The sequence below is a fragment of the Tahibacter sp. genome, assembly GCF_035481375.1.
Taxonomy (GTDB): Bacteria; Pseudomonadota; Gammaproteobacteria; order Xanthomonadales; family Rhodanobacteraceae; genus Tahibacter.
The window spans coordinates 1-19890 of record NZ_DATIGT010000302.1; the positions used below are offsets into that span (position 1 = coordinate 1).

Annotated in this window: 18 protein-coding genes; 3 read left to right on the plus strand and 15 right to left on the minus strand. The window is 67.5% G+C overall.

From position 1 onward, the window contains the following. Positions 1-63: 63 nt before the first annotated feature. Both VLF18_RS20015 and VLF18_RS20020 read right to left on the minus strand, forming a co-directional pair. The gene (locus VLF18_RS20015) at positions 64-1356 is read right to left on the minus strand and encodes a citrate synthase (protein ID WP_325281399.1); all 1293 of its coding nucleotides are present in this window, start codon (positions 1354-1356) and stop codon (positions 64-66) included. Between the two features lie 333 nt (positions 1357-1689). After that, positions 1690-1938 carry a type B 50S ribosomal protein L31 gene (locus VLF18_RS20020; protein WP_325281400.1) on the minus strand — a complete coding sequence of 83 codons (249 nt, stop codon included), beginning with the start codon at positions 1936-1938 and terminating at the stop codon, positions 1690-1692. A gap of 201 nt (positions 1939-2139) precedes the next feature. Between VLF18_RS20020 and VLF18_RS20025 the strand changes: the two genes are divergently transcribed. Continuing rightward, a complete protein-coding gene (locus VLF18_RS20025) occupies positions 2140-6240 on the plus strand; it encodes a mechanosensitive ion channel domain-containing protein (RefSeq protein ID WP_325281401.1) in 4101 nt (1366 codons plus the stop codon). A gap of 24 nt (positions 6241-6264) precedes the next feature. Here the strand turns inward: VLF18_RS20025 and VLF18_RS20030 are convergent, their stop codons facing one another. The 6 genes from VLF18_RS20030 to rpoZ form a co-directional block, all read right to left on the minus strand. Then, the gene (locus tag VLF18_RS20030) at positions 6265-7188 is read right to left on the minus strand and encodes a nucleoside hydrolase (RefSeq protein WP_325281402.1); all 924 of its coding nucleotides are present in this window, start codon (positions 7186-7188) and stop codon (positions 6265-6267) included. 102 nt (positions 7189-7290) lie between these two features. After that, positions 7291-7878 (minus strand): hypothetical protein, encoded by a 588-nt coding sequence (locus VLF18_RS20035; RefSeq protein ID WP_325281403.1) that lies wholly within the window; start codon positions 7876-7878, stop codon positions 7291-7293. A 93-nt stretch (positions 7879-7971) separates the two neighbouring features. Beyond that, a complete protein-coding gene (recG, locus tag VLF18_RS20040; RefSeq protein ID WP_325281404.1) occupies positions 7972-10056 on the minus strand; it encodes an ATP-dependent DNA helicase RecG in 2085 nt (694 codons plus the stop codon). A gap of 25 nt (positions 10057-10081) precedes the next feature. After that, entirely contained in the window at positions 10082-10465 is a 384-nt protein-coding gene (locus tag VLF18_RS20045) for a RidA family protein (RefSeq protein ID WP_325281405.1), read from the minus strand. 75 nt (positions 10466-10540) lie between these two features. Then, positions 10541-12691: a bifunctional (p)ppGpp synthetase/guanosine-3',5'-bis(diphosphate) 3'-pyrophosphohydrolase gene (locus tag VLF18_RS20050; protein ID WP_325281422.1), complete on the minus strand. Its 2151-nt coding sequence runs from the start codon at positions 12689-12691 to the stop codon at positions 10541-10543. Positions 12692-12760: 69 nt separating this feature from the next. Further along, the gene (rpoZ, locus tag VLF18_RS20055; protein ID WP_257385165.1) at positions 12761-13054 is read right to left on the minus strand and encodes a DNA-directed RNA polymerase subunit omega; all 294 of its coding nucleotides are present in this window, start codon (positions 13052-13054) and stop codon (positions 12761-12763) included. A 246-nt stretch (positions 13055-13300) separates the two neighbouring features. On the opposite strand from rpoZ, the gene VLF18_RS20060 reads away from it, so the two are divergent. Then, positions 13301-14161: a VacJ family lipoprotein gene (locus VLF18_RS20060; protein ID WP_325281406.1), complete on the plus strand. Its 861-nt coding sequence runs from the start codon at positions 13301-13303 to the stop codon at positions 14159-14161. Between the two features lie 30 nt (positions 14162-14191). Here the strand turns inward: VLF18_RS20060 and VLF18_RS20065 are convergent, their stop codons facing one another. The 7 genes from VLF18_RS20065 to VLF18_RS20095 all read right to left on the minus strand — a co-directional run bounded on the left by VLF18_RS20065 (position 14192) and on the right by VLF18_RS20095 (position 18918). Then, on the minus strand, positions 14192-14500 hold the full coding sequence (locus tag VLF18_RS20065; protein ID WP_325281407.1) for an STAS domain-containing protein: 309 nt from the start codon (positions 14498-14500) through the stop codon (positions 14192-14194). After that, on the minus strand, positions 14497-15141 hold the full coding sequence (locus VLF18_RS20070) for an MlaC/ttg2D family ABC transporter substrate-binding protein (protein ID WP_414717249.1): 645 nt from the start codon (positions 15139-15141) through the stop codon (positions 14497-14499). The genes VLF18_RS20065 and VLF18_RS20070 overlap by 4 nt, the downstream gene beginning before the upstream one ends. Positions 15142-15148: 7 nt before the next feature. Then, the gene (gene mlaD / locus VLF18_RS20075; protein WP_325281408.1) at positions 15149-15664 is read right to left on the minus strand and encodes an outer membrane lipid asymmetry maintenance protein MlaD; all 516 of its coding nucleotides are present in this window, start codon (positions 15662-15664) and stop codon (positions 15149-15151) included. A gap of 18 nt (positions 15665-15682) precedes the next feature. Then, entirely contained in the window at positions 15683-16453 is a 771-nt protein-coding gene (mlaE, locus tag VLF18_RS20080) for a lipid asymmetry maintenance ABC transporter permease subunit MlaE (protein WP_325281409.1), read from the minus strand. After that, a complete protein-coding gene (locus VLF18_RS20085) occupies positions 16450-17280 on the minus strand; it encodes an ABC transporter ATP-binding protein (protein ID WP_325281410.1) in 831 nt (276 codons plus the stop codon). Before VLF18_RS20085 ends, mlaE begins: the two co-directional genes overlap by 4 nt. A gap of 153 nt (positions 17281-17433) precedes the next feature. Then, positions 17434-18048 carry a guanylate kinase gene (gene gmk, locus VLF18_RS20090; protein WP_325281411.1) on the minus strand — a complete coding sequence of 205 codons (615 nt, stop codon included), beginning with the start codon at positions 18046-18048 and terminating at the stop codon, positions 17434-17436. Positions 18049-18054: 6 nt separating this feature from the next. Beyond that, positions 18055-18918 (minus strand): YicC/YloC family endoribonuclease, encoded by an 864-nt coding sequence (locus VLF18_RS20095; protein WP_325281412.1) that lies wholly within the window; start codon positions 18916-18918, stop codon positions 18055-18057. A 234-nt stretch (positions 18919-19152) separates the two neighbouring features. Between VLF18_RS20095 and rph the strand changes: the two genes are divergently transcribed. Beyond that, the gene (gene rph / locus VLF18_RS20100; RefSeq protein WP_325281413.1) at positions 19153-19881 is read left to right on the plus strand and encodes a ribonuclease PH; all 729 of its coding nucleotides are present in this window, start codon (positions 19153-19155) and stop codon (positions 19879-19881) included. Positions 19882-19890 lie beyond the last annotated feature (9 nt).

Genomic DNA, 19890 nt, shown 5'->3' on the forward strand with positions numbered 1-19890 from the left:
CGGCCAACCCACAAAAAAAACCCGGCCAAGGCCGGGTTTTTTCAATGCAGACCGCGAACAGGATCAGCGCTTGTCGGAATCGACGTAATCGCGCGTGGCCGCGCCGGTGTAGATCTGGCGCGGACGGCCGATCTTCGCGTCCGGCGTTTCGTGCTGCTCGAGCCAATGCGCGACCCAGCCGGCGGTGCGCGCGATCGCGAACATCACGGTGAACATTTCGGTCGGAATGCCGAGCGCCTTGTAGATGATGCCCGAGTAGAAATCGACATTCGGATACAGCTTGCGCTCGACGAAATACGAGTCCTTGAGCGCGGCCTGTTCGAGCTCCATCGCGACGTCGAGCAGAGGATCGTTGACGCCGAGTTCGCCGAGCACCTTATGGCACATCTCGCGGATGATCGTCGCGCGCGGATCGAAGTTCTTGTAGACGCGATGGCCGAAGCCCATCAGGCGGAAGCCCGAGTTCTTGTCCTTGGCGCGCTCGACCGCCTTGCCGACGCTCTTCGCATCGCCGATTTCGGCAAGCATCTTCAGCACGGCTTCGTTGGCCCCGCCGTGCGCGGGGCCCCACAGCGCGGCGATGCCGGCGGCGACGCAGGCATACGGATTCGCGCCGGTCGAACCGACGAGGCGCACGGTCGAGGTCGAGGCATTCTGTTCGTGGTCGGCGTGCAGGATGAACAGCAGATCAAGCGCCTTGGCCGCGACCGGATTCATCTGCAGCGGCTCGCTCGGCACTTCGAACATCATGTGCAGGAAGCGCGAGCAGTATTCGAGGTTGTTGCGCGGATAGCGGATCGGCCAGCCGATCGAATAGCGATAGGCGGCGGCGGCGATCGTCGGCATCTTCGCGATCAGGCGGATCGCCGCGAGCTTGCGCTGGGCCGGATCGTTGATGTCGAGCGAGTCGTGATAGAACGCGGCCAGCGAACCGACTGCCGCCATGCACATGGCCATCGGATGCGCATCGTAGTGGAAGCCCTGGAAGAAGTTCTTCAGCGACTCGCGCATCATCGTGTGATGCGTGACTTCATGCTCGAACTTCGCGAACTCGTCGGCCTTGGGCAGTTCGCCGTTGATCAGCAGATAGGCAACTTCGAGAAAATTGGAATGTTTCGCAAGCTGCTCGATCGGGTAGCCGCGGTACAGCAGAACGCCCTGGTCGCCGTCGATGAAGGTGACCGCGCTCTTCGTCGCAGCGGTCGACATGAAGCCCGGATCGTACGTGAAATAGCCGGTGTCCTTGTTCAACTTGCCGATATCGAAAGCAGGGTCGCCCATGGTTCCGGCGACGACCGGCAAGGTGGTCGAACGGTTGGACGCAGCATCGGTAAGGACAACGGTCTTGTCGGACACGGGCAAACTCCTGGTCGCAGTACGGGCCGTGGCGGATTCCGCCGCGGCAGGTGCGCAGCCGGCGGTGCCGGAAAGCGCGCGGTAATGCGCGATTATCGCACACGCGTTTGAATCGGAAACCGTGCTGCCCGGACGACTCATCGCGGCGCGGCTGCGACTTTGGTCCAGTCGCGCAGTACCGCAACGGAGACTCGGCGGCGGCGGCTCGCCGACGAAAACACCGGCGTCGAACACGTACTGACGAAAGCGCCGGCAACCGGCGCGGAATACCCGGAAACGAAAAACGCCGGCACTAGGCCGGCGTCTTCGGAGCATGTCGATGTGACGACTGGATTACTTCTTCGCAGCGTAGCGACGGTTGAACTTGTCGACGCGGCCGCCGGTGTCGACGATCTTGTGCTTGCCGGTATAGAACGGGTGCGAGGCGCTCGAAATATCGATCTTGATGAGCGGATATTCCTGGCCGTCTTCCCATTTGACCTTTTCCTTGCTCGTCATCGTCGAGCGGGTAAGGATCGAGTAATCGGTGGTCACATCCTGGAACACCACCGGGTGGTACTTCGGATGAATGTCGGCTTTCATGGTGGCTCCGGAACAGAAACGTAGGCGGAAAAGAGCGGCATGGTAGCGCCGGTGCCGCGGTCCGCGCAAGTCTGCACAACGGCCGCGGCCGGATCCGCCCCGGGCAAGCCGATCCCGCGCATGAACGATGGCGGCGAGCGCTGCCGGGGCGGCAGCGATGGTGCGGCATAATCCCGCGCCCGCAAAGGAGTTTTACCGCCGATGAGAGCCTGGCTACGCGCAATCGTCCCGCTGCTGATTCTTAGCCTCCTGACGGGAGCCGTCGCCGCGCAGGAGTCGCTGCAGGCCTGGCGCGAGCAGCACGCGGAAATACGCGTCGCCCCCGACCCCGAATTCGCACCGATCGACGGCGTCGACGGCAATGGCCAGCAATACGGCCTCGCGGCGGACTATCTCCGCCTGATCGCCGACCGTTCGGGACTGCGTTTCCGCCTCGTCCCGGTCAAGAGCTGGAGCGGCGCGCTGCAGGCGCTGCGCGAGCGGCGCGTCGACATGCTGTCGAGCGCGTTCGCCTCGCCGCAGCGCGCCGAGATCGCGTTGTTCAGCGCCGCCTACCTGCGCCTGCCCTGCGCCGCGTTCGTGCGCCGCGCCGCCGGCATCGAGCGGCTCGACCAGATCGAATCGCGCCGCATCGCGGTTGCCGAGCAGCATGTCTGCCACGAAGCGCTGACCAAGGTTGCGCCGCAAGCATCGATCCAGACCTATTCCTCGACCGCTCGCGCCTTGACGGCATTGATCCAGGGCAAGGCCGATGTGCTCGTCGGCGATCTCGTGACCGCACAGGCTGCGGCGAACCGCAGCGGCGTACGCGATCAGCTCGTCGTGCTCGGCCAGATCGGCAGCGACGAAGCGCTGGGCTTCGCAATCCGCAAGGACTGGCCCGAGCTCAAGCAGATCCTCGACGCGGCGCTCGCAGACATCGACGTCGCCGACGAAACGCGGCTGCGCCAGCGCTGGCTCAAGGACCTGCTGCCCGATGCCGGCGGCACGACGGCGAACAATGCCGATGCGGTGCCGGGCAGCATCGCGCCGGCGTTGAAGGCCGCGCGGCAGACGCTGGCCGACGCCAAGGGCGGCGACGCGCTGCAGACCGAGGCGATCAGGACCTTGCTCGACGCCGCGCAGGCCGACGATGACCGCGCGACCGCGCTCGTCGACGAACGGCGCACCTTGCGCGCCGGAGCGGCCACCGCGGCGACCGATGCCGAAGCGCTGGAACAGGAACTGCTGCGCGACAACACGGCGGGATTGCTCGCCTGGCGGGCGAGCCTGTCGGAGCGTGCGAGCGTGACCCAGCTCGAGGCCCAGCGCGCCGACGAACGCGCGGCACTCGCCAACGCGCAGGCCGATGTCGCCCAGCTGCAGGTCCGTGTCGCCGGCCAGCACGAGCGGCCGGCGCAGATCCGCGACGAACTGAAGCAGGCCCAGGCCGACGCGGAAAAAGCCGGCCAGCCGGCCGCCGCCGAGAAAGACGCGCCCGCGCCGCTGGTCGAGGCCAACCGTCTGCGCCGTCAGGCCGCGCTGCGTCTCGCGCTCGCGCGCATCGCGCGGCTCGAGGAAGAACTGCGCAGCTACGAGCCGCTGGTGCGGCTCGAATCCGCGCGGCTGCGCCAGCGCCAGCGCGAAGTCGGCGAGCGCCAGCACAAGGTCGATGCGCTGCAGAGCCTGATCCTCGACCGCACGCGCGCGCTCGCGCTCGGGCTGAGTTCGCGCCTGCAGGAAGAAGCCGCCGATCTCGGCGAAGACAATCCGATCCTGCGCGATGTCGCGCGCCAGAACGCAACCTATGGCCTCGAACTCGTGCAGCGCGTCGCACATCTGGCCGAAGTCCGCGAAAGCCGCGACACCTATGCGCGCCTGCGACGCGAAACCGCGCTCGCGCTGAAGAACACCACGGAGCGCGTCAAATACAGCGGCGTCAGCGAGGCGGTCGGGCTGATCCTGCTCGCCGAGCGCCGCAAGCTGCAGCCGGTCCCGGTGCTCAAACGCAAGCTCGCGGCGTTGCAGACCGAACTCGCGCAGACGCGCCTCGAACTCGTGGAACTGCGCGAGACCGGCGAACTGCTCTCCGATCCGTCCGTGCCCGTGGCAGCCGAACTGCGCCGCCTGCCGCCCGACGCGGCCACCGCAGACGGCGCGCTGCGGCAGACGCTCTATCGCCTGTTCGCGACGCGCGCCGAAGTCGTGCCGCAGCTGAGCCTCGTGCAGAACCGGCTGGCCGACGGCCTCGCCGAAGCGGAGCAGGAGCTCGCCGGTCTCGTGAAGGACACCGAGTCCTTGCGCGATCTGCTCGACGGACGCCTGCTCTGGACGCCGAGTCACGCGCCGCTCGACCGGCACGTCGTATCCGAATCGGTCCGCGGCGCGCTCGACATGGTGCAGCCGGGCCGCTGGTGGGACACGCTGCGGCAGGCCGGGCGCATGGTCTGGTCGAAGCCCTGGCCGGTGCTGTTCGGCGCGGCGCTCGTCGCCGGACTCTGGTACTGGCGCCGCCGCGTGCCCGCGCGGCTCGACGCGCTCGCGCAACCGACGCGGCGCATCCGCACCGACCGCTACCGGCTCAGCGGTCAAGCCCTGCTGCTCAACCTCGCCGCCGCCCTGCCCTGGCCGGCGCTGGTCTGGGTGCTGTCACGGCTGCTCGCGCGGGCCGGCGAAACCGGCTATGCGTTCGCCGACGCGCTGAGTCTCGCGTTCGGCGAACTCGTCGCACCGCTGTACGCGCTGGAATTCCTGCGCTGGCTCAACGCCGAGAAAGGGCTCGCCGCGGCGCATTTCCGCTGGTCGCAGGGACGGCGCCAGGCGCTCGAGCTGCTGCGCCGCTGGATGACGCGCGCGTTTCTGCCAGTGCAGTTTTTCCTTTCTCTCTATTTCTTCTACGGCGAACAATTGGCCAATGCCGATCTCGCCCGCGTGGTGTTCGTGTCCGCGAGCCTGCTGATGGCGTGGCTGTGCTGGCGCGTCCTCGCGCCCGGCGCGCTCTGGTCGCAGCGCAGCGGCCAGAACGAACCGGTGCGCGCGCGTCAGCTGCTGCGCCTGCTGCTGACGGCGCATGCGCTCGGTCTCGCCGTGCTCGCGATCGCAGGGTATTTCCTGACGGCGATGGCGCTTGCGACGCCGTTCATCGAATCGGCGATCGCGCTGCTCGCGATCAGTGTGCTCAACGGCATGGCCCTGCGCTGGCTCTCGCTCGGCGAGCGCCGCCTCGCACTCAAGCGCATGGAGGACAAGCGCGACGACCAGGCCGCGCGTGACGATCCCGAGCTCGAGTCGCGCCCGGAATTCGCGGCCGAGGCCGAACAGATCACGCTGGCCAGCATCAACCAGCAGACCCGCCGTCTGCTGCGCGCGCTGACCTACGTCGCGCTCGCCGGCGTGCTGCTCTGGGTCTGGTCCGACGTGACGCCGGCGCTCGCCTACCTCGGCGACATCGGCGCCTGGAAGACGAGCTACACCGCCGACGGCAAGAGCGTCACGGTCGAAGTGACGCTGCGCTCGCTGCTGTTCGCCGCAGTCGCGCTGATGCTGACCTGGATCGCGACGCGCAACATTCCGGGCCTGCTCGAGATCGGCGTGCTGCGCCGGCTCGACGTCGACGCGCCGACGCGCTATGCGATCACGGCGGTGGCGCGCTACGCGCTCGCGATCGTCGGCACCGTGCTCGGCCTGTCGCTGCTCGGCCTGCGCTGGGGTCAGCTGCAATGGATGGCCGCGGCGCTGACCGTCGGCCTCGGCTTCGGGCTGCAGGAAATCTTCGCCAACTTCGTGTCGGGCCTGATCGTGCTGTTCGAGCGCCCGATCCGCGTCGGCGACATCATCACGATCCGCGGCGTCGAAGGCACGGTCACGCGCATCCGCACTCGCGCGACGACGATCGTCGACTGGGACAACCGCGAAGTCGTGATTCCGAACAAGACCTTCATCACCGACCAGCTCACGAACTGGACGCTCTCGGACACGACGACGCGCGTCGTGATCAAGGTCGGCGTCGCCTACGTGAACGATCCGGAGCAAGTGCGGGCGCTGCTGCTGGAACTCGCGCGCGCGCATCCGAAGGTGCTCAAGGAACCCGGCCCGAACTGCTGGTGCGTCGCGCTCGCGACGAGCGCGCTGGAATTCGAACTGCGCGTGTTCGTCGGCGCGACGCTCGAGCGCAGCGCCGTGCGCAACGACTTGCACGGTGCGATCCTGCGCGAGTTTCACGCGCGCGGCATCGCGATCTCGACGACGCCGCAGATGGAAATTCTGTTGCGCGAGCCACCCGGAAAGACCGAGGCGAAGAACGACGACGCGGCGACGCCCTGAGGCGAAGCCGCGGACGGCACGGCCTCAGGCCGCGCCGAGCGCCGCGGCGATCATCGCCTCGAAACGCGACTGGTCGAGTTCGAGCACGATGCGCGCATTCGGCGGCTTGCCGCTGCGGCCGTCCCAGTCGACGACGGTCGCACCACGCGTCAGCGCGCCGGCCAGCTCGATCGCGACGTGGCGATGCTCGGCGCGACGCACACAGCCGGGTTCGAGCACGACGGCCATGGCCAGCGCATCGGCGAGCACGATGCCGGGCCGGCCGCGCTCGCGCATGAACACGCGAATCTTGCGCGAGATCGCGTCGTAGAGTTTTGCGCGCGCGTCGCCGGCAGCGAGCCAGGCCTCGAAACGGTCGAGCGGAATGCCATGACGCATCGTCGCTTCCCAGTCGACGAGTTCGAACTGCGGCCAGCTCGAAAACACGATATGCGCGGCTTCCGGATCGAAGCCGATGTTGAATTCCGCGGGCACCGACGTGTTGCCTCGCCCGGTAACCGCGCCGCCCATGACGACGAGGCGCGCGACACGCTGTGGCAGCGTCGGGTCGAGACGCAGCGCGAGCGCGAGATTCGTCAGCGGGCCGAGCGCGACGAGCGTCAGCCGGCCGGGGTGTTCGCGCGTCAGCCGGATCAGCGCGAGCGCGGCGTGTTCTGCCTCGGCCGGGCGCTGCGGCAGCGGCAGGCCCGCATCGCCGAAACCGTCGGCGCCGTGGACGAAGGCCGCGTCGGCCGCGGGCAGCACGAGCGGCTCGGCGCAGCCCGCGAAGACCGGCGTGCCGGCGGCGACCAGCTCGGTCAGGCGCAACGCGTTGGTCACGGTATGACCCAGTCCGACATTGCCGGCGGCGATCGTCAGTGCCGCGACCTCGGCCCGTTCATAGGCCATCAGCAAAGCCAGCGCGTCGTCGACGCCGGGATCGGTGTCGATCAGCAGAATCGGTTTCATGAAGCCCTCATATCCGTCGCAGGGAACGGCCGCCAAGCGCGGCCGGACCGATCAGCATACGCGATACGAAGCGAGGCGCGAGCCGCGTCGCGCGCTACGAAATCACTCGAACGAATCGGTGAACAGCAGCGGGCTGTCCCACTCGACATGGTCGAAATGACAGTAGCTGTATCCGGGGATGGCCGCCGTCGTCTGGCGATGGATCAGCGACACCCAGGCCGCGCCGCTGCCGGGCGGCGCGTTGCGCGTGATCTGCAGCGTTTCGAAGCCGGCATTGTTGGCCGTGTTCGCGACGCTCGCCGTCAGCAGCAGCCCGGCCGTCGCGTTGCAGTCGGTCTTGTTGAGCACTTCGATGCGCAGCTCGCATGAGGCACTGTCCTTGAGCTGCGAGGAAACGGCCGCCCGCAGCGTGAACGGACCGGGTGCGAGCTTGACGCACTGCCCCCAGAAATCCTCGCGCGCGCCGCTGCGGAAATTGCGCACGCGTCCGCTGCCCGCGGTCGGCGAACCGACGGCCGCATCCCAGACGAGTTCACCGCCGGTGCCGCTGTCGAGATACCAGCGCCAGTTGGTCGGTGCCGGCGCGGTGACCGGATCGGTATCGAACTCGGGATTGCGCAGGGTCGCGAGCGGCGGAGGCAGCGGCTCCATCCAGGCGGCGGCGAGCAGGAGACTGGCGAGGGCTTGCATGGGAAGGCTCCCCGGACGAGGCGGCTGCACTATACCGCGGCGCCGCGGAGGCCATCCGGTACGGCCGTCGCGAGGGTCGGACCGTACGTCGGCTCAAGCGCCCGCGTAGCGGGCTGAAGCGCCGATCCAGCGGGCCACGATGCGGTCGGCCAGCGCCGGATGCCCGGCGAGCAGCGCCTCGCCGACGCGCTGCACGCTCGGCAGCAGCGCCGCATCGCGCTGGATGTCGGCGATGCGGAATTCGAGCCGGCCGGTCTGGCGCGTGCCGAGCATTTCGCCGGGACCGCGCAGTTCCAGGTCTTTCTCGGCGATGCGGAAACCATCGTTGGTTTCGCGCATGACGTTGAGCCGCGACTTGGCGAGCTGCGACAGCGGCGGCCGATACAGCAGCACGCAGCTCGACGCGATGCTGCCGCGGCCGACGCGGCCGCGCAGCTGATGCAGCTGAGCGAGTCCGAGACGCTCGGCGTTCTCGATGACCATGAGGCTCGCGTTCGGCACGTCGACGCCGACTTCGATCACGGTCGTCGCGACGAGCACGGCGATCTCGCCGGCTTTGAACGCGTCCATGATCGCGGTCTTTTCCTTCGGCTTGAGGCGGCCGTGCACGAGGCCGACGTTCAATTCCGGCAGCGCCGCCGCGAGGTCGACATGCGTGACTTCCGCGGCCTGCGCCTCCAAAAGCTCGCTTTCCTCGATCAGCGTGCAGACCCAGTACACCTGACGTCCTTCGAGGCAGGCCGCGCGGATGCGCGCGATGATTTCCTCGCGGCGCGCATTCGACACGACGACGGTCGTGACCGGTGTCCGTCCGGGCGGCAGTTCGTCGATGACGGAGACGTCGAGATCGGCGTAAGCGGTCATCGCCAGCGTGCGCGGAATCGGCGTCGCGGTCAGCACGAGCTGATGCGGGATGCGCTCGCCTTCGCGTCCCTTGTCACGCAAGGCCAGGCGCTGGTGTACGCCGAAGCGGTGCTGCTCGTCGATGATCGCAAGGCCGAGCTGGCGGAATGCGACGCCTTCCTGCATCAGCGCATGCGTGCCGACGACGAGTCCGGCGCCCTCGGCGACCGCGGCCAGCGCCGCCTTGCGCGCGCGGCCCTGTACCTTGCCCGCGAGCCATACGACGTCGATGCCGAGCGGTTCGAACCATGCGCGCAGCGTGCGCAGATGCTGCTCGGCCAGCAATTCGGTCGGTGCCATCAGCGCGGCCTGGTGCCCGGCTTCGATCGCGGTCAGCGCGGCCAGCGCGGCGACGACGGTCTTGCCCGAACCGACATCGCCCTGCACGAGCCGCAGCATCGGCTCGGACGCGCGCAGATCCGCCGCGATCTCGGCACCGACGCGGCGCTGCGCGCCGGTCAGCGCGTAAGGCAACGCGCGCAGCAGGCGCGCGCGCAGCGCGTCGTCGCCGACCAGTGCCGGCGCACACTGGCGGCGCACGGAATTGCGCAGCTGTTTCAGGCTCAGGTGATGGCTCAGCAATTCCTCGAACGCGAGCCGCTGCTGCGCCGGATGCACGCCGAGCAGCAGCTTCGACACGTCGGCATCCGGCGGCGGGCGATGCACGAACAGCAGCGCCTTTCGCAGCGAGGCGAGTTTGAGCCCGGCGCGCAGCGGCGCCGGCACGAGTTCGAGCTGTTCGTCGTCGGGCAGCCGCGCGAGCGCGTGCTGGATCAGCGTGCTCAGGCGTTTCTGGCCGAGCCCCTCGGTGGTCGGATAGACCGGCGTCAGGGTTTCCTCGACCGCGAACGGCTCGTCGCCGGCCAGCCGCTGATACTGCGGATGCACCATTTCCAGGCCGTTCTGGCCATGCCGCACCTCGCCGTAGCAGCGCAGGCGCGCGCCGTGCTTGAGCTGGCTCGCCTGCGATGCGTTGTAGTGGAAAAAGCGCAAAACCAGCGTTTCCTGCGATCCGTCGCTGATCGCGACGCGCAGCTGCGGTCGGCCGCGGAACGTCCGCTCGACGGCGTCGATGACGCCTTCGACCTGGGCAGGTTCGCCCGGCAGCAGGTCGGCGATCGGCACGAGCCGCGTGCGGTCCTCGTAGCGCAGCGGCAGATGGAACCAGAGGTCCTGCAGCACGTTCATGCCGAGCCGCGCGAGGCTTTCGCGCAGCGCCGGCCCGACGCCGGGCAGCGTGGTCAGCAATTGCAGGCCGGCGTCCGGCTGCGACATGCCGTCGGACACGCGAGGTCGCGCGTCAGCCGCGGACGAGCACGAGATCGATCTCGACCTGGGCGCCGCGCGGCAGCGACGCGACGCCGATCGTCGAGCGTGCGGGGTACGGCTCCTGGAAATACTCGGTCATGACCGCGTTGACCGCGGCAAAATTGGACAGATCGGTCAGATAGATGCCGACGCGCGCGACGTCGGCGAAACTCGCGCCGCCCGCTTCGATGACGGCGCGCAGGTTCTCGAACACGCGGTGCGTCTGCTCCGTGATGTCGCCGGCGATCAGTGCGCCGGTTGCGGGATCGAGCGGGATCTGGCCCGAGGTGTAGATCGTGTTGCCGACCTGGACGGCCTGGGAATAAGGGCCGATCGCTTTCGGCGCGTGATCGCTGGCGATGACGGTACGGGACATGGCACGTCCTTGGCAGAGAGGCGGAACCGGGATTCTAGCCACGCGTCCGCACAGCGGCTAATGCCTGCGGACGACTCAGACCGGATGGCGATAGACGCCGTGCACGACGCCGAGCCGGCGCACGCGGCGCATGACGTCCGCGAGATGCTTGCGATTGCGCACCTCGATCGTGAACACGATGATCGCCGACATCACGCCGCGGTCCTGGTACTCGACGTTCTCGATGTTCGAGTTGCTTTCCGCAATCGCCGCCGCGACCGAGGCGAGCACGCCGGGCTTGTTCTGGATGTCGACGCGCAGCTCGCACTTGTAGTCGCCGCTGACGTCGCGGTCCCACTCCATCGCGATACAGCGCTCCGGCGACTTGCGGAACTCCGCCACATTGGGACATTCGATGCGATGCACGACGACGCCCTTGCCGGCCGACATGAAACCCATGATGTCGTCGCCCGGCAGCGGATGGCAGCAATTCGCGAACGTGAGCACGCCGCGCTCCGCGCCGGTGATGCGGATGCTCTCGGCCGTTCGCGACACGCGCAGGCGCGTCTTGCCGCCCTTGAGCCGCAGCAGCTGCGTTGCAACGTGCTCGGCGACGCGGTTGCCGAGCGCGATGTCGGCGAGCAGTTCTTCGAGCCGGCGGAACTTCTGTTCGGCGAGATAGCTGTCGAGCACGTCGCCCGGAATGCCTTCTAGCGCGATGCCGACCTGGTCGAGCGCGCGGTCGAGCATGCGATGGCCGAGCTCGACCGCGTCCTCGTGCTGCAGGCGCTTCAGATGATGACGGATCGCGGTGCGCGCCTTCGCCGACACGACCCACTCGAGCCATTGCGGATGCGGCTGCGCCGAGGGCGCGGTGATGATTTCGACGGTCTGCCCGCTGACCAGGCGCGTACGCAGCGGCGCGAGCTTCTTCTCGACGCGCGCGGCGACCGCGTGCTGACCGACCTCGCTGTGCACGGCGTAGGCGAAATCCAGCGCCGTCGCGTTGCGCGGCAGCGAGAGAATGCGTCCCTTCGGCGTGAACAGATAGACGTCGTCCGGGAACAGGTCGACCTTGACGTTCTCGATGAATTCGAGCGACGACGCGGTGCGCGCCTGGCTGTCGACGAGTCCCTCGACCCATTCGCGCGCGCGCGACTGCGCCGCGTTGCTCTGCCCGCCGCCCGACTTGTAGGCCCAGTGCGCCGCGACGCCGCGCTCGGCGACCGAGTCCATTTCCTCGGTGCGGATCTGGATCTCGATCGGCGCGCCGAACGGTCCGAAGACGACCGTGTGCAGCGACTGATAGCCGTTGACCTTCGGGATCGCGATGAAATCGCGGAAGCGCCCGTCCATCGGCTTGTACAGGCCATGCACGGCGCCGAGCGCGTGATAGCAGCGCATCACGCTGTCGGTCACGACGCGGAAGCCGTAGACGTCCATGACCTGGGCGAAGGATTTGTGCTCGTTGCGCATCTTCGTGTAGATGCTGAACGGCGATTTGATGCGGCTGACGACGCGCGCGACGATGCCTTCGGAAGCCAGCCGCGCCGACAGCGCGGCCTCGATCTTGGCCATGGCCTCGCGGCGGTTGCCGAGCGCGCTCTTGATGCGCGTCTCGATGACCCGGTGGCGGTCCGGATACATCGCGCGGAAGCCGAGTTCCTGCAGCTCGCCCTTGAAACGGTTCATGCCGAGCCGCTGCGCGATCGGCGCGTAGATCTCGAGCGTCTCGCGCGCGATGCGCCGGCGCGACGACGGCTCCATCGCACCGAGCGTGCGCATGTTGTGCAGTCGGTCGGCGAGCTTGATCAGGATGACGCGCAGGTCGCGCGCCATGGCGAGCAGCATCTTGCGGAAGCTCTCCGCAGCGGCTTCCTGGCGGCTCTTGAAGTGCAGCTTGTCGAGCTTGGTGACGCCGTCGACGAGTTCCGCGACGGGCTCGCCGAATTCGGCGGCGAGTTCGGCGCGCGTCAGATCGGTGTCTTCGAGCGTGTCGTGGAGAATGGCTGCGATGATGGTCTCGTGATCGAGACCGAGGTCGGCCATGATCGAGGCAACCGCAACCGGGTGCGTGATGTACGGCTCGCCGCTCTTGCGCTTCTGTTCGCGGTGGGCATAGGCCCCGACTTCATACGCGCGCCGCACGAGCGCGACCTGCGCCAGCGGCAGGTAGCCATGAAGCTTGTCTTCCAGCGCGCGAACGTAGGCGGGAGGATCGCTCAACGCCGGCGCCTGCTGCGACATCAGGGCCGTATCCACGGGGTACTCCGCCGGAGCGCGAACCGGCGCAGCGCGCCGGTTCGCAGAGAGGTATTACAGATCGTCGCCGCCGCCCTTCAGGTCGTCGTCGACTTCGGCCGCCGCCCATTCCAGCGCTTCGCGTTCGGCGCGTTCGCGTTCGAGCTTGTCGACCTGTTCGATCAGTGCGTTGTCGACCTTGCCTTCCGCGATTTCGCGCAGGGCGAGCACGGTCGGCTTGTCATTCTCGGCGCTGACGAGCGAGTCGGCGCCCTTCGCGAGCTGGCGCGCGCGCTTGGTCGCCATCAACACCAATTCGAAGCGGTTGTCGACGACCTGCAGGCAGTCTTCTACGGTTACTCGGGCCATGTGAACCTCAAAATCAAAAAAATCAGACGCTTGGATGCCGGCATTGTAGCCGGCGCTTCCGCCGCGGCGCAAACCGGCGCTTGGACCCCGACGACGGTCCCGGTGTAGACTTCGCAGTTCGCGCGCGAGCTCTACGGCCCGGCCGCGGCAGAAAACGCCGACCGATGCCGACAAAGGGACGACTTGATTCTGCGAAGATCGGCCCGAAATGCCCGCCCGCGCCCCGCTCTGCAGGAAGCCGTTCGAATGCCACTCGCCACGCGCCGGAAGCCGCTGAAGACACTGACACTGGTCGCATTCAGCGTCCTGCTGGCCGGCTGCTCCATTGCCAAGCCGCGTACCGACGATCCGTGGGAGCGCTGGAACCGCAAGGCGTACGCGTTCAACGACGCCGCCGACCGCGCCGTGATCCGCCCGGTCGCGGTGGGCTACCGCAAGATCACGACCCCGAACATGCGCCGCGTGCTGAGCAATTTCTTCAGCAACCTGCGCATGCCGATCACGATGGTCAACAACCTGCTGCAGGGACGTCCGAAGGATTTCACGCGCAGCACCGGCCGTTTCCTCGTCAACACGACGCTCGGCATGGTCGGTTTCTTCGACCCGGCGAGCCAGATGGGCCTGAAGCTGCAGGAACAGGACTTCGGCACGACGCTGGCCAAGTGGGGCGTACCGGACGGCCCTTACCTCGTGCTGCCGCTGCTCGGTTCGACGACGGCCCGCGACGTGCTGCGCTTCCCGGTCGACCGCTTCTTCGATCCGCTCGCCTGGTACGCGAGCCATCGCGACCTGAAATACAAAGCGCAGTACATGCCGACCTGGCTGTTCCTCGTGACCCTGCGTTCGCGCGGCATCGAGGCCGAAGGGCTGCTCGAGGGCGTCTACGATCCGTATGTGTTCTACCGCGACGCGTATCGCCAGCAGCGCGTGTACCAGATCTACGACGGCAATCCGCCGGTCGAGATCATCGAGCAGCTGCAGGGCGTCGGCGAGGATTTCGATCCGGAAGAACTGCTCGAAGAGCAGCGCCGCATCAACAAGCCGCTGCCGCCGAGCGGCGAGACGGCCACGTCGCCGGCAACCGGCGACGACGCCCGGCAACATTGAGCGCCGCCGGCGTCGCGGCGGCGCCGGCTTTCAGCGAATACCCAGCAATTCCTCGACTTCGCCGAGCTGCGCGAGCGCGCGCAGCGTGGCAGGCATGCCGACGATCGCGAGTTCGCCGCCGCGCGAGCGCGCGGCGCGGCGCAGCGCCAGCACGACGGCCAGCCCGGCGCTGTCGCCCGCAGTGACCGCGGAAAGATCCAGCGTCGCCACGTCGCCGCGCGCGACCGCCGGCCGCGCGTCGGCCAGCGCCCTGGCGGCCGTCGCGAATACGAGAGCGCCGGACATCGCGAGGACGCCCGGCGCCGGAGCCGACAACATCAGTTGTTCGGCTGCGCTCATTTGCCCGGATTCTTCTCGAGGCTTTCCAGCGCCTTCTCGCCCTGGGTTTCGAGGCGCGTGATCAGCTCGTCGAGACCCGACTTGGCGATCTCCGCCGACACCTGGTTGCGGTAGTTCGTCACATAGGAAATGCCTTCGATGATGACGTCGTAGGCTTTCCAGTCGCCGTCCTTGGTCTTGCGGAACGCGTAGTCGACCGGTACGCGCTTGCCGTCGTCGAGGATGACTTCGGTGCGGACCAGCGAACGCTTGTCGTTGAGTTCGCCCTTGTACGGCGCGATGTCGATGCGTCCGCGCGTATAGTTCAGCAGTCCTTCCGCATAGCGATGGGCGATGGAGTTGTAGAACGCCTTCGCGAAGCGCGTGCGCTGTTCCGGCGTCGCGCTGCGCGCGTTCTGACCGAGTACGAGGATCGACGCGTAGTCGATGTCGAAGTGCGGCAGCACGATGCCGTCGATCAGCTTGATCAGCTTGTCGCGGTCGTTGCGAAGTTCTTCCTTGCGTCCTTCGAGCGCCTTGGCGAGATCGTCGGCGATGCCCTGGACGACGGCATTCGGATCGGCCGTCGCGGCATGGGCGGACGGCAGTAGCGCCAGCAGCATGACGGCGAGCAACGGCAGCAGTTTACGGAACACGCTCATGGATACCTCAACGGGTCTCGGGTTCGGGATTGGGGGACGGCGCCTGCTCGGGCTTTTTGGCGGGACTGTCGCCGCTGCCGACGAGGTACTTGCCGATCAGCTCTTCGAGTTGCATGGAACTCTGCGTGAGGATGATCTCGTCGCCGTCCTTGAAGAGATCCGGCGAGCCGCCGGGTTTCAGCGCAACGTACTGATCGCCCAATAAACCACTGGTGAACACGGCCGCAGCGGAGTCGTCGGGGAGCTGGTTGAAGCGCTTGTCGATCGCGAGCGTGACCAGCGCTTCGAGCCGGTCGGGTTCGAGCTGGATATCCGAAACACTGCCGATGCGCACGCCGGCAATCTTCACGGGCGCGCGCAGCTTGAGCTGGCCGACGTTCGTGAAGCGCGCCTTGAGCGCGTAGGTCGGCCCCTGCCGGTAGTTCGCGAGACTCGTGGTCTGGGTCGCGAGATAGCCGAGCGCGGCGAAGCCGAGCACGATGAAAAGGCCGGTGCCGATCTGGTGGGAACGTCGTTGGGTCATGGCATCACTCGCGCCGCATCACATCAGGAAGGCCGTCATCAGGAAATCGATGGCGAGGGTAAGAATGGAGGAATAGACGACGGTACGCGTCGTCGCATAGGCGACGCCTTCGCTGGTCGGCGCCGTCGAATAGCCCTGGTAGGTCGCGACCAGAGTGACGACTGCGCCGAACACCGCGCTCTTCCAGACGCCGTTCATCACGTCGGTCCAGACGTCGACGGCGCCGGTCATGTTCGACCAGAACGTGCCGTTGTCCAGACCGAGCCAGGTGACCGCGACGAGGTGCGAGCCGAAGATCGCCAGCGCGTTGAAGATACTCGCGAGCAGCGGCATCGCGATGATGCCGGCCAGAAACCGCGGCGCGACGACGTAGGCCAGCGGGTCGACCGCCATCATCTCCATCGCCGCGAGCTGGTCGGTTGCGCGCATCAGGCCGATCTCGGCGGTGATCGACGTGCCCGCACGGCCGGCGAACAGCAGCGCGGTCACGACCGGGCCGAGTTCGCGATACAAAGCGATCGCGACGACCGTGCCGACCGACGCCGTGCTGCCGAAGCGCGACAGCACCTCGTAGAGCTGCAGGCCGAGCACGAGGCCGATGAACAGGCCGCAGGTCATGATGATGACGAGGCTCATCGCGCCGACGAAGAAGATCTGGCGCACGGTCTGGGCGAAGTGACGCAGGCTGCGCGGAATCGCCGCGAGCACCTGCAGCAGGAACAGGCCCATGGCGCCGACCTGGGCCAGGCCGTCGCCGATCATGCTGTTCCGAGCCGGCTTGTCGTTCATGCGGCGCCCTTGGCGAAGCCGAGATCGGCGGCGTAGTCGCGCGCCGGGTAGTGGAACGGCACGGGACCGTCGGCTTCGCCGCCGAAGAACTGGCGGGTCCAGTCGGTTTCGCCGCGGACGAGTTCGTCCGGGCTGCCGTGCGCGGCGATCTTGCCTGCCGCGATCAGATGAATGTCGTCGGCGACGCGGCGGATCGCCGACAGCTCGTGTGCGACGACGATGCTGGTCAGACCCAGCGTCTCGTTGAGCACGCGGATCAGCTTGAGCACCTGGTTCAGCGCGATCGGATCGAGGCCGACGAACGGTTCGTCGTAGATCAGCAGCATCGGATCGCGCACGATCGCGCGGGCCAGTGCGACGCGGCGCGCCATGCCGCCGGAGAGTTCCGCCGGCATCAGGTCGGCGGCGCCGCGCAGGCCGACGGCCTGCAGCTTCGGCAGCACGATGTTGCGGATCAGCTCTTCCGGCAGGCGCGCATGCTGGCGCAGCGGAAACGCGACGTTCTCGAACACGCTGAAATCGGTCAGCAACGCCGAATTCTGGAACAGATAGCCGATGCGTTCGCGCAGATCGAACAGCCCCTGGCGATCGAGCTGCCGCAGATTGCGGCCGTCGACGACGATCTCGCCGGCATCCGGTGCGAGCTGCCCGGTGATGTGGCGCAGCAGCGTCGTCTTGCCGGTGCCGCTCGGCCCCATGATGGCGGTGACCCGGCCGCGCGGAATGTCGAGGTCGACGCCGTCGAAGATGACTTTGGCGCCGAGACGCGTGCGCAAGCCGCGGATGCGAACGAGGGCGTCACCGGACGATGCGGAATCTGCACTCATGGGCAAGGAGCCTGGATGGATTTCAACGGAACGGCTGCCGAAGGAAGCAACGATTGCGGTCGCGCGGAACGCAGATACGCCGATCGGCGTGACGGGGACGCAAAAAACCCGTCTACCTTAAGCGATGCCCGATGACGGCGGAAGCGGCGGCATTCAGTCCTGTTTCAGCAGGTCGGCGATCTGCGCCTCGTGGCGCGCGAGCTGCTTGTCGCAGCGCAGACGCTGACTCGTGACGATGGCCTGCAGTTCCGACAGCGCCGTCGCGAAATCGTCATTGACGATGATGTAGTCGAATTCGCGGCAGTGCGCCATTTCCGCGCGCGCCTCGGCGGTGCGGCGCGCGATCACGGCTTCGCTGTCGGAGGCGCGCGAGCGCAGCCGGCGCAGCAGTTCCTCGCGCGACGGCGGCAGGATGAAGATGCTGACGCAGGGCAGCTTCTGCCGCACCTGCTGCGCGCCCTGCCAGTCGATCTCGAGCAGCACGTCGCGACCCGCGGCAAAACGCTCGGCGACGGTCGCGCGCGACGTGCCGTACAGATTGCCGAACACTTCGGCGTGTTCGAGGAACGCATCCTTCTCGATCAGCAGTTCGAACTCGGCGCGTTTGACGAAGTGATAGTGGACGCCGTCCTTGTCGTTGGGCCGCGGCGGCCGCGTCGTATGCGAGATCGACAGCACGATGCCCGGCTCGCGCTCGAGCAGCGCGTTGACGAGGCTGGACTTGCCTGCCCCCGAGGGCGCCGCGACGATGAACAGGGTGCCGGGCATCGTCGGTCACTCGATGTTCTGGACCTGCTCGCGCATCTGCTCGATCAGCACCTTGAGCTCGACGGCGGCCTGGGTCGTGCGCTGGTCGACGGATTTCGATCCGAGCGTGTTGGCTTCGCGATTGAATTCCTGCATCAGGAAATCGAGACGACGCCCGTTCGCGTCGCTGAGCTTGAGGATGCGGCGCGCTTCGGCCAGATGCGCGGTCAGGCGATCGAGTTCCTCGTCGACGTCGATGCGCGAGAGCTGCAGCACCAGTTCCTGTTCGAGCCGCGTCGCATCGGTGCCCTGGCGGAAATCGGCGAGCTTGGTTTCAAGCTTGAGCCGCAGCGCCGCGCGGATCTCCGGCAGCCAGCCGCGCACCTGCATGACGACGGCCGCGATGCCGTCGAGACGTTCCGCAATGAAGCCGGCAAGCCGCTCGCCTTCGCGCAACCGCGTCGCGACCATGTCGTCGAGCGCGTCGTCGAGCAGGTCCAGCGCCGCGGCATGCAGTTCGCCGAGATCGACTTCCGGCTTCACGAGCACGCCGTCGAGGCCGAGCAGGCCGACGAACTCGGTAGCGAGATTGGGGAAGCGCGGTGCGAGCCGTGCGGCCGCCTGTTCGAGCTGCCCGAGCAGCACCTCGTTGAATTCGAGCCCGGTGCTGACCGCGCCGTTGCTGCGCAGACGCATGCCGAGATCGACCTTGCCGCGCGTCAGCTTCGCCGCGACGCGTTCGCGCAGCTGCGATTCCAGCGCGCGCAGTTCCTCGGGCAGCCGCGGACTCAGTTCGAGATAGCGGTGATTGACCGACCGCAGCTCGCACGACAACAGCCCCAGTGGCGTCGCGCGCTCGGCGCTGGCGTACGCGGTCATGCTGCGGATCATGGCGGTCCCGGTCGGGAAAAGGGTCGCAATGGTAAACTCGCCGCCCGCTTTCCCCAAGCTTCCGTCGTTGCGGGGGGCCGAACACCTGTCCGCAGCCCAGTTCCATGCCGTACCGCCTGCCCCCCGACAACCCGCCGGACGCTTGCGCCGCAGGCGATTGGCGCCCTCCTGCGCTTCCTCTGCCCGAGGCGGCGCAGAGGTCCGAAACCGAAACCCGTTTCCAGAGATTTTCCGATGACCTCGATTCAGCGCCCTTCGGGCCGCGCGCCCGACCAGTTGCGCCCGCTGTCCCTGCAACGCCGCTACACCTGCCATGCCGAAGGATCCGTCCTGATCGCCTGCGGCGACACGCGCGTGCTCTGCACGGCCAGCGTCGAGGAGAAAGTCCCGCCGTTCCTGCGCGGCAAGGGCGAAGGCTGGATCACGGCCGAGTACGGCATGCTGCCGCGCGCGACGAAGGAGCGTACCCAGCGCGAGGCGGCGCGCGGCGGCCAGGGTGGACGGACCATGGAAATCCAGCGCCTGATCGGCCGCAGCCTGCGCGCCTGCGTCGATCGCGGCGCGCTCGGCGAACGCACGATCACGCTCGACTGCGACGTGCTGCAGGCCGACGGCGGCACGCGCTGCGCGGCCATCACCGGCGCCTATGTCGCGCTCGTCGACGCGATCCGTTCGCTGCAGGCCCGGCGCCTCGTCAAGAAGGACCCGATCTTCGGCGCGATCGCCGCGGTCTCGGTCGGCATCGTCAACGGCGTGCCCGTGCTCGATCTCGACTACGCCGAAGACGCGAACTGCGATACCGACATGAACGTCGTCATGAACGACGGCGGCGGCTTCATCGAGGTGCAGGGCACTGCCGAAGGCCATGCGTTCCGCCCGGACGAGCTGCAGGCCATGCTCGCGCTCGCCGGCAAGGGCGTGGCCGAACTCGTCGCGGCGCAGCGCGCCGCGCTCGCCGAGTGACGGCAGGAG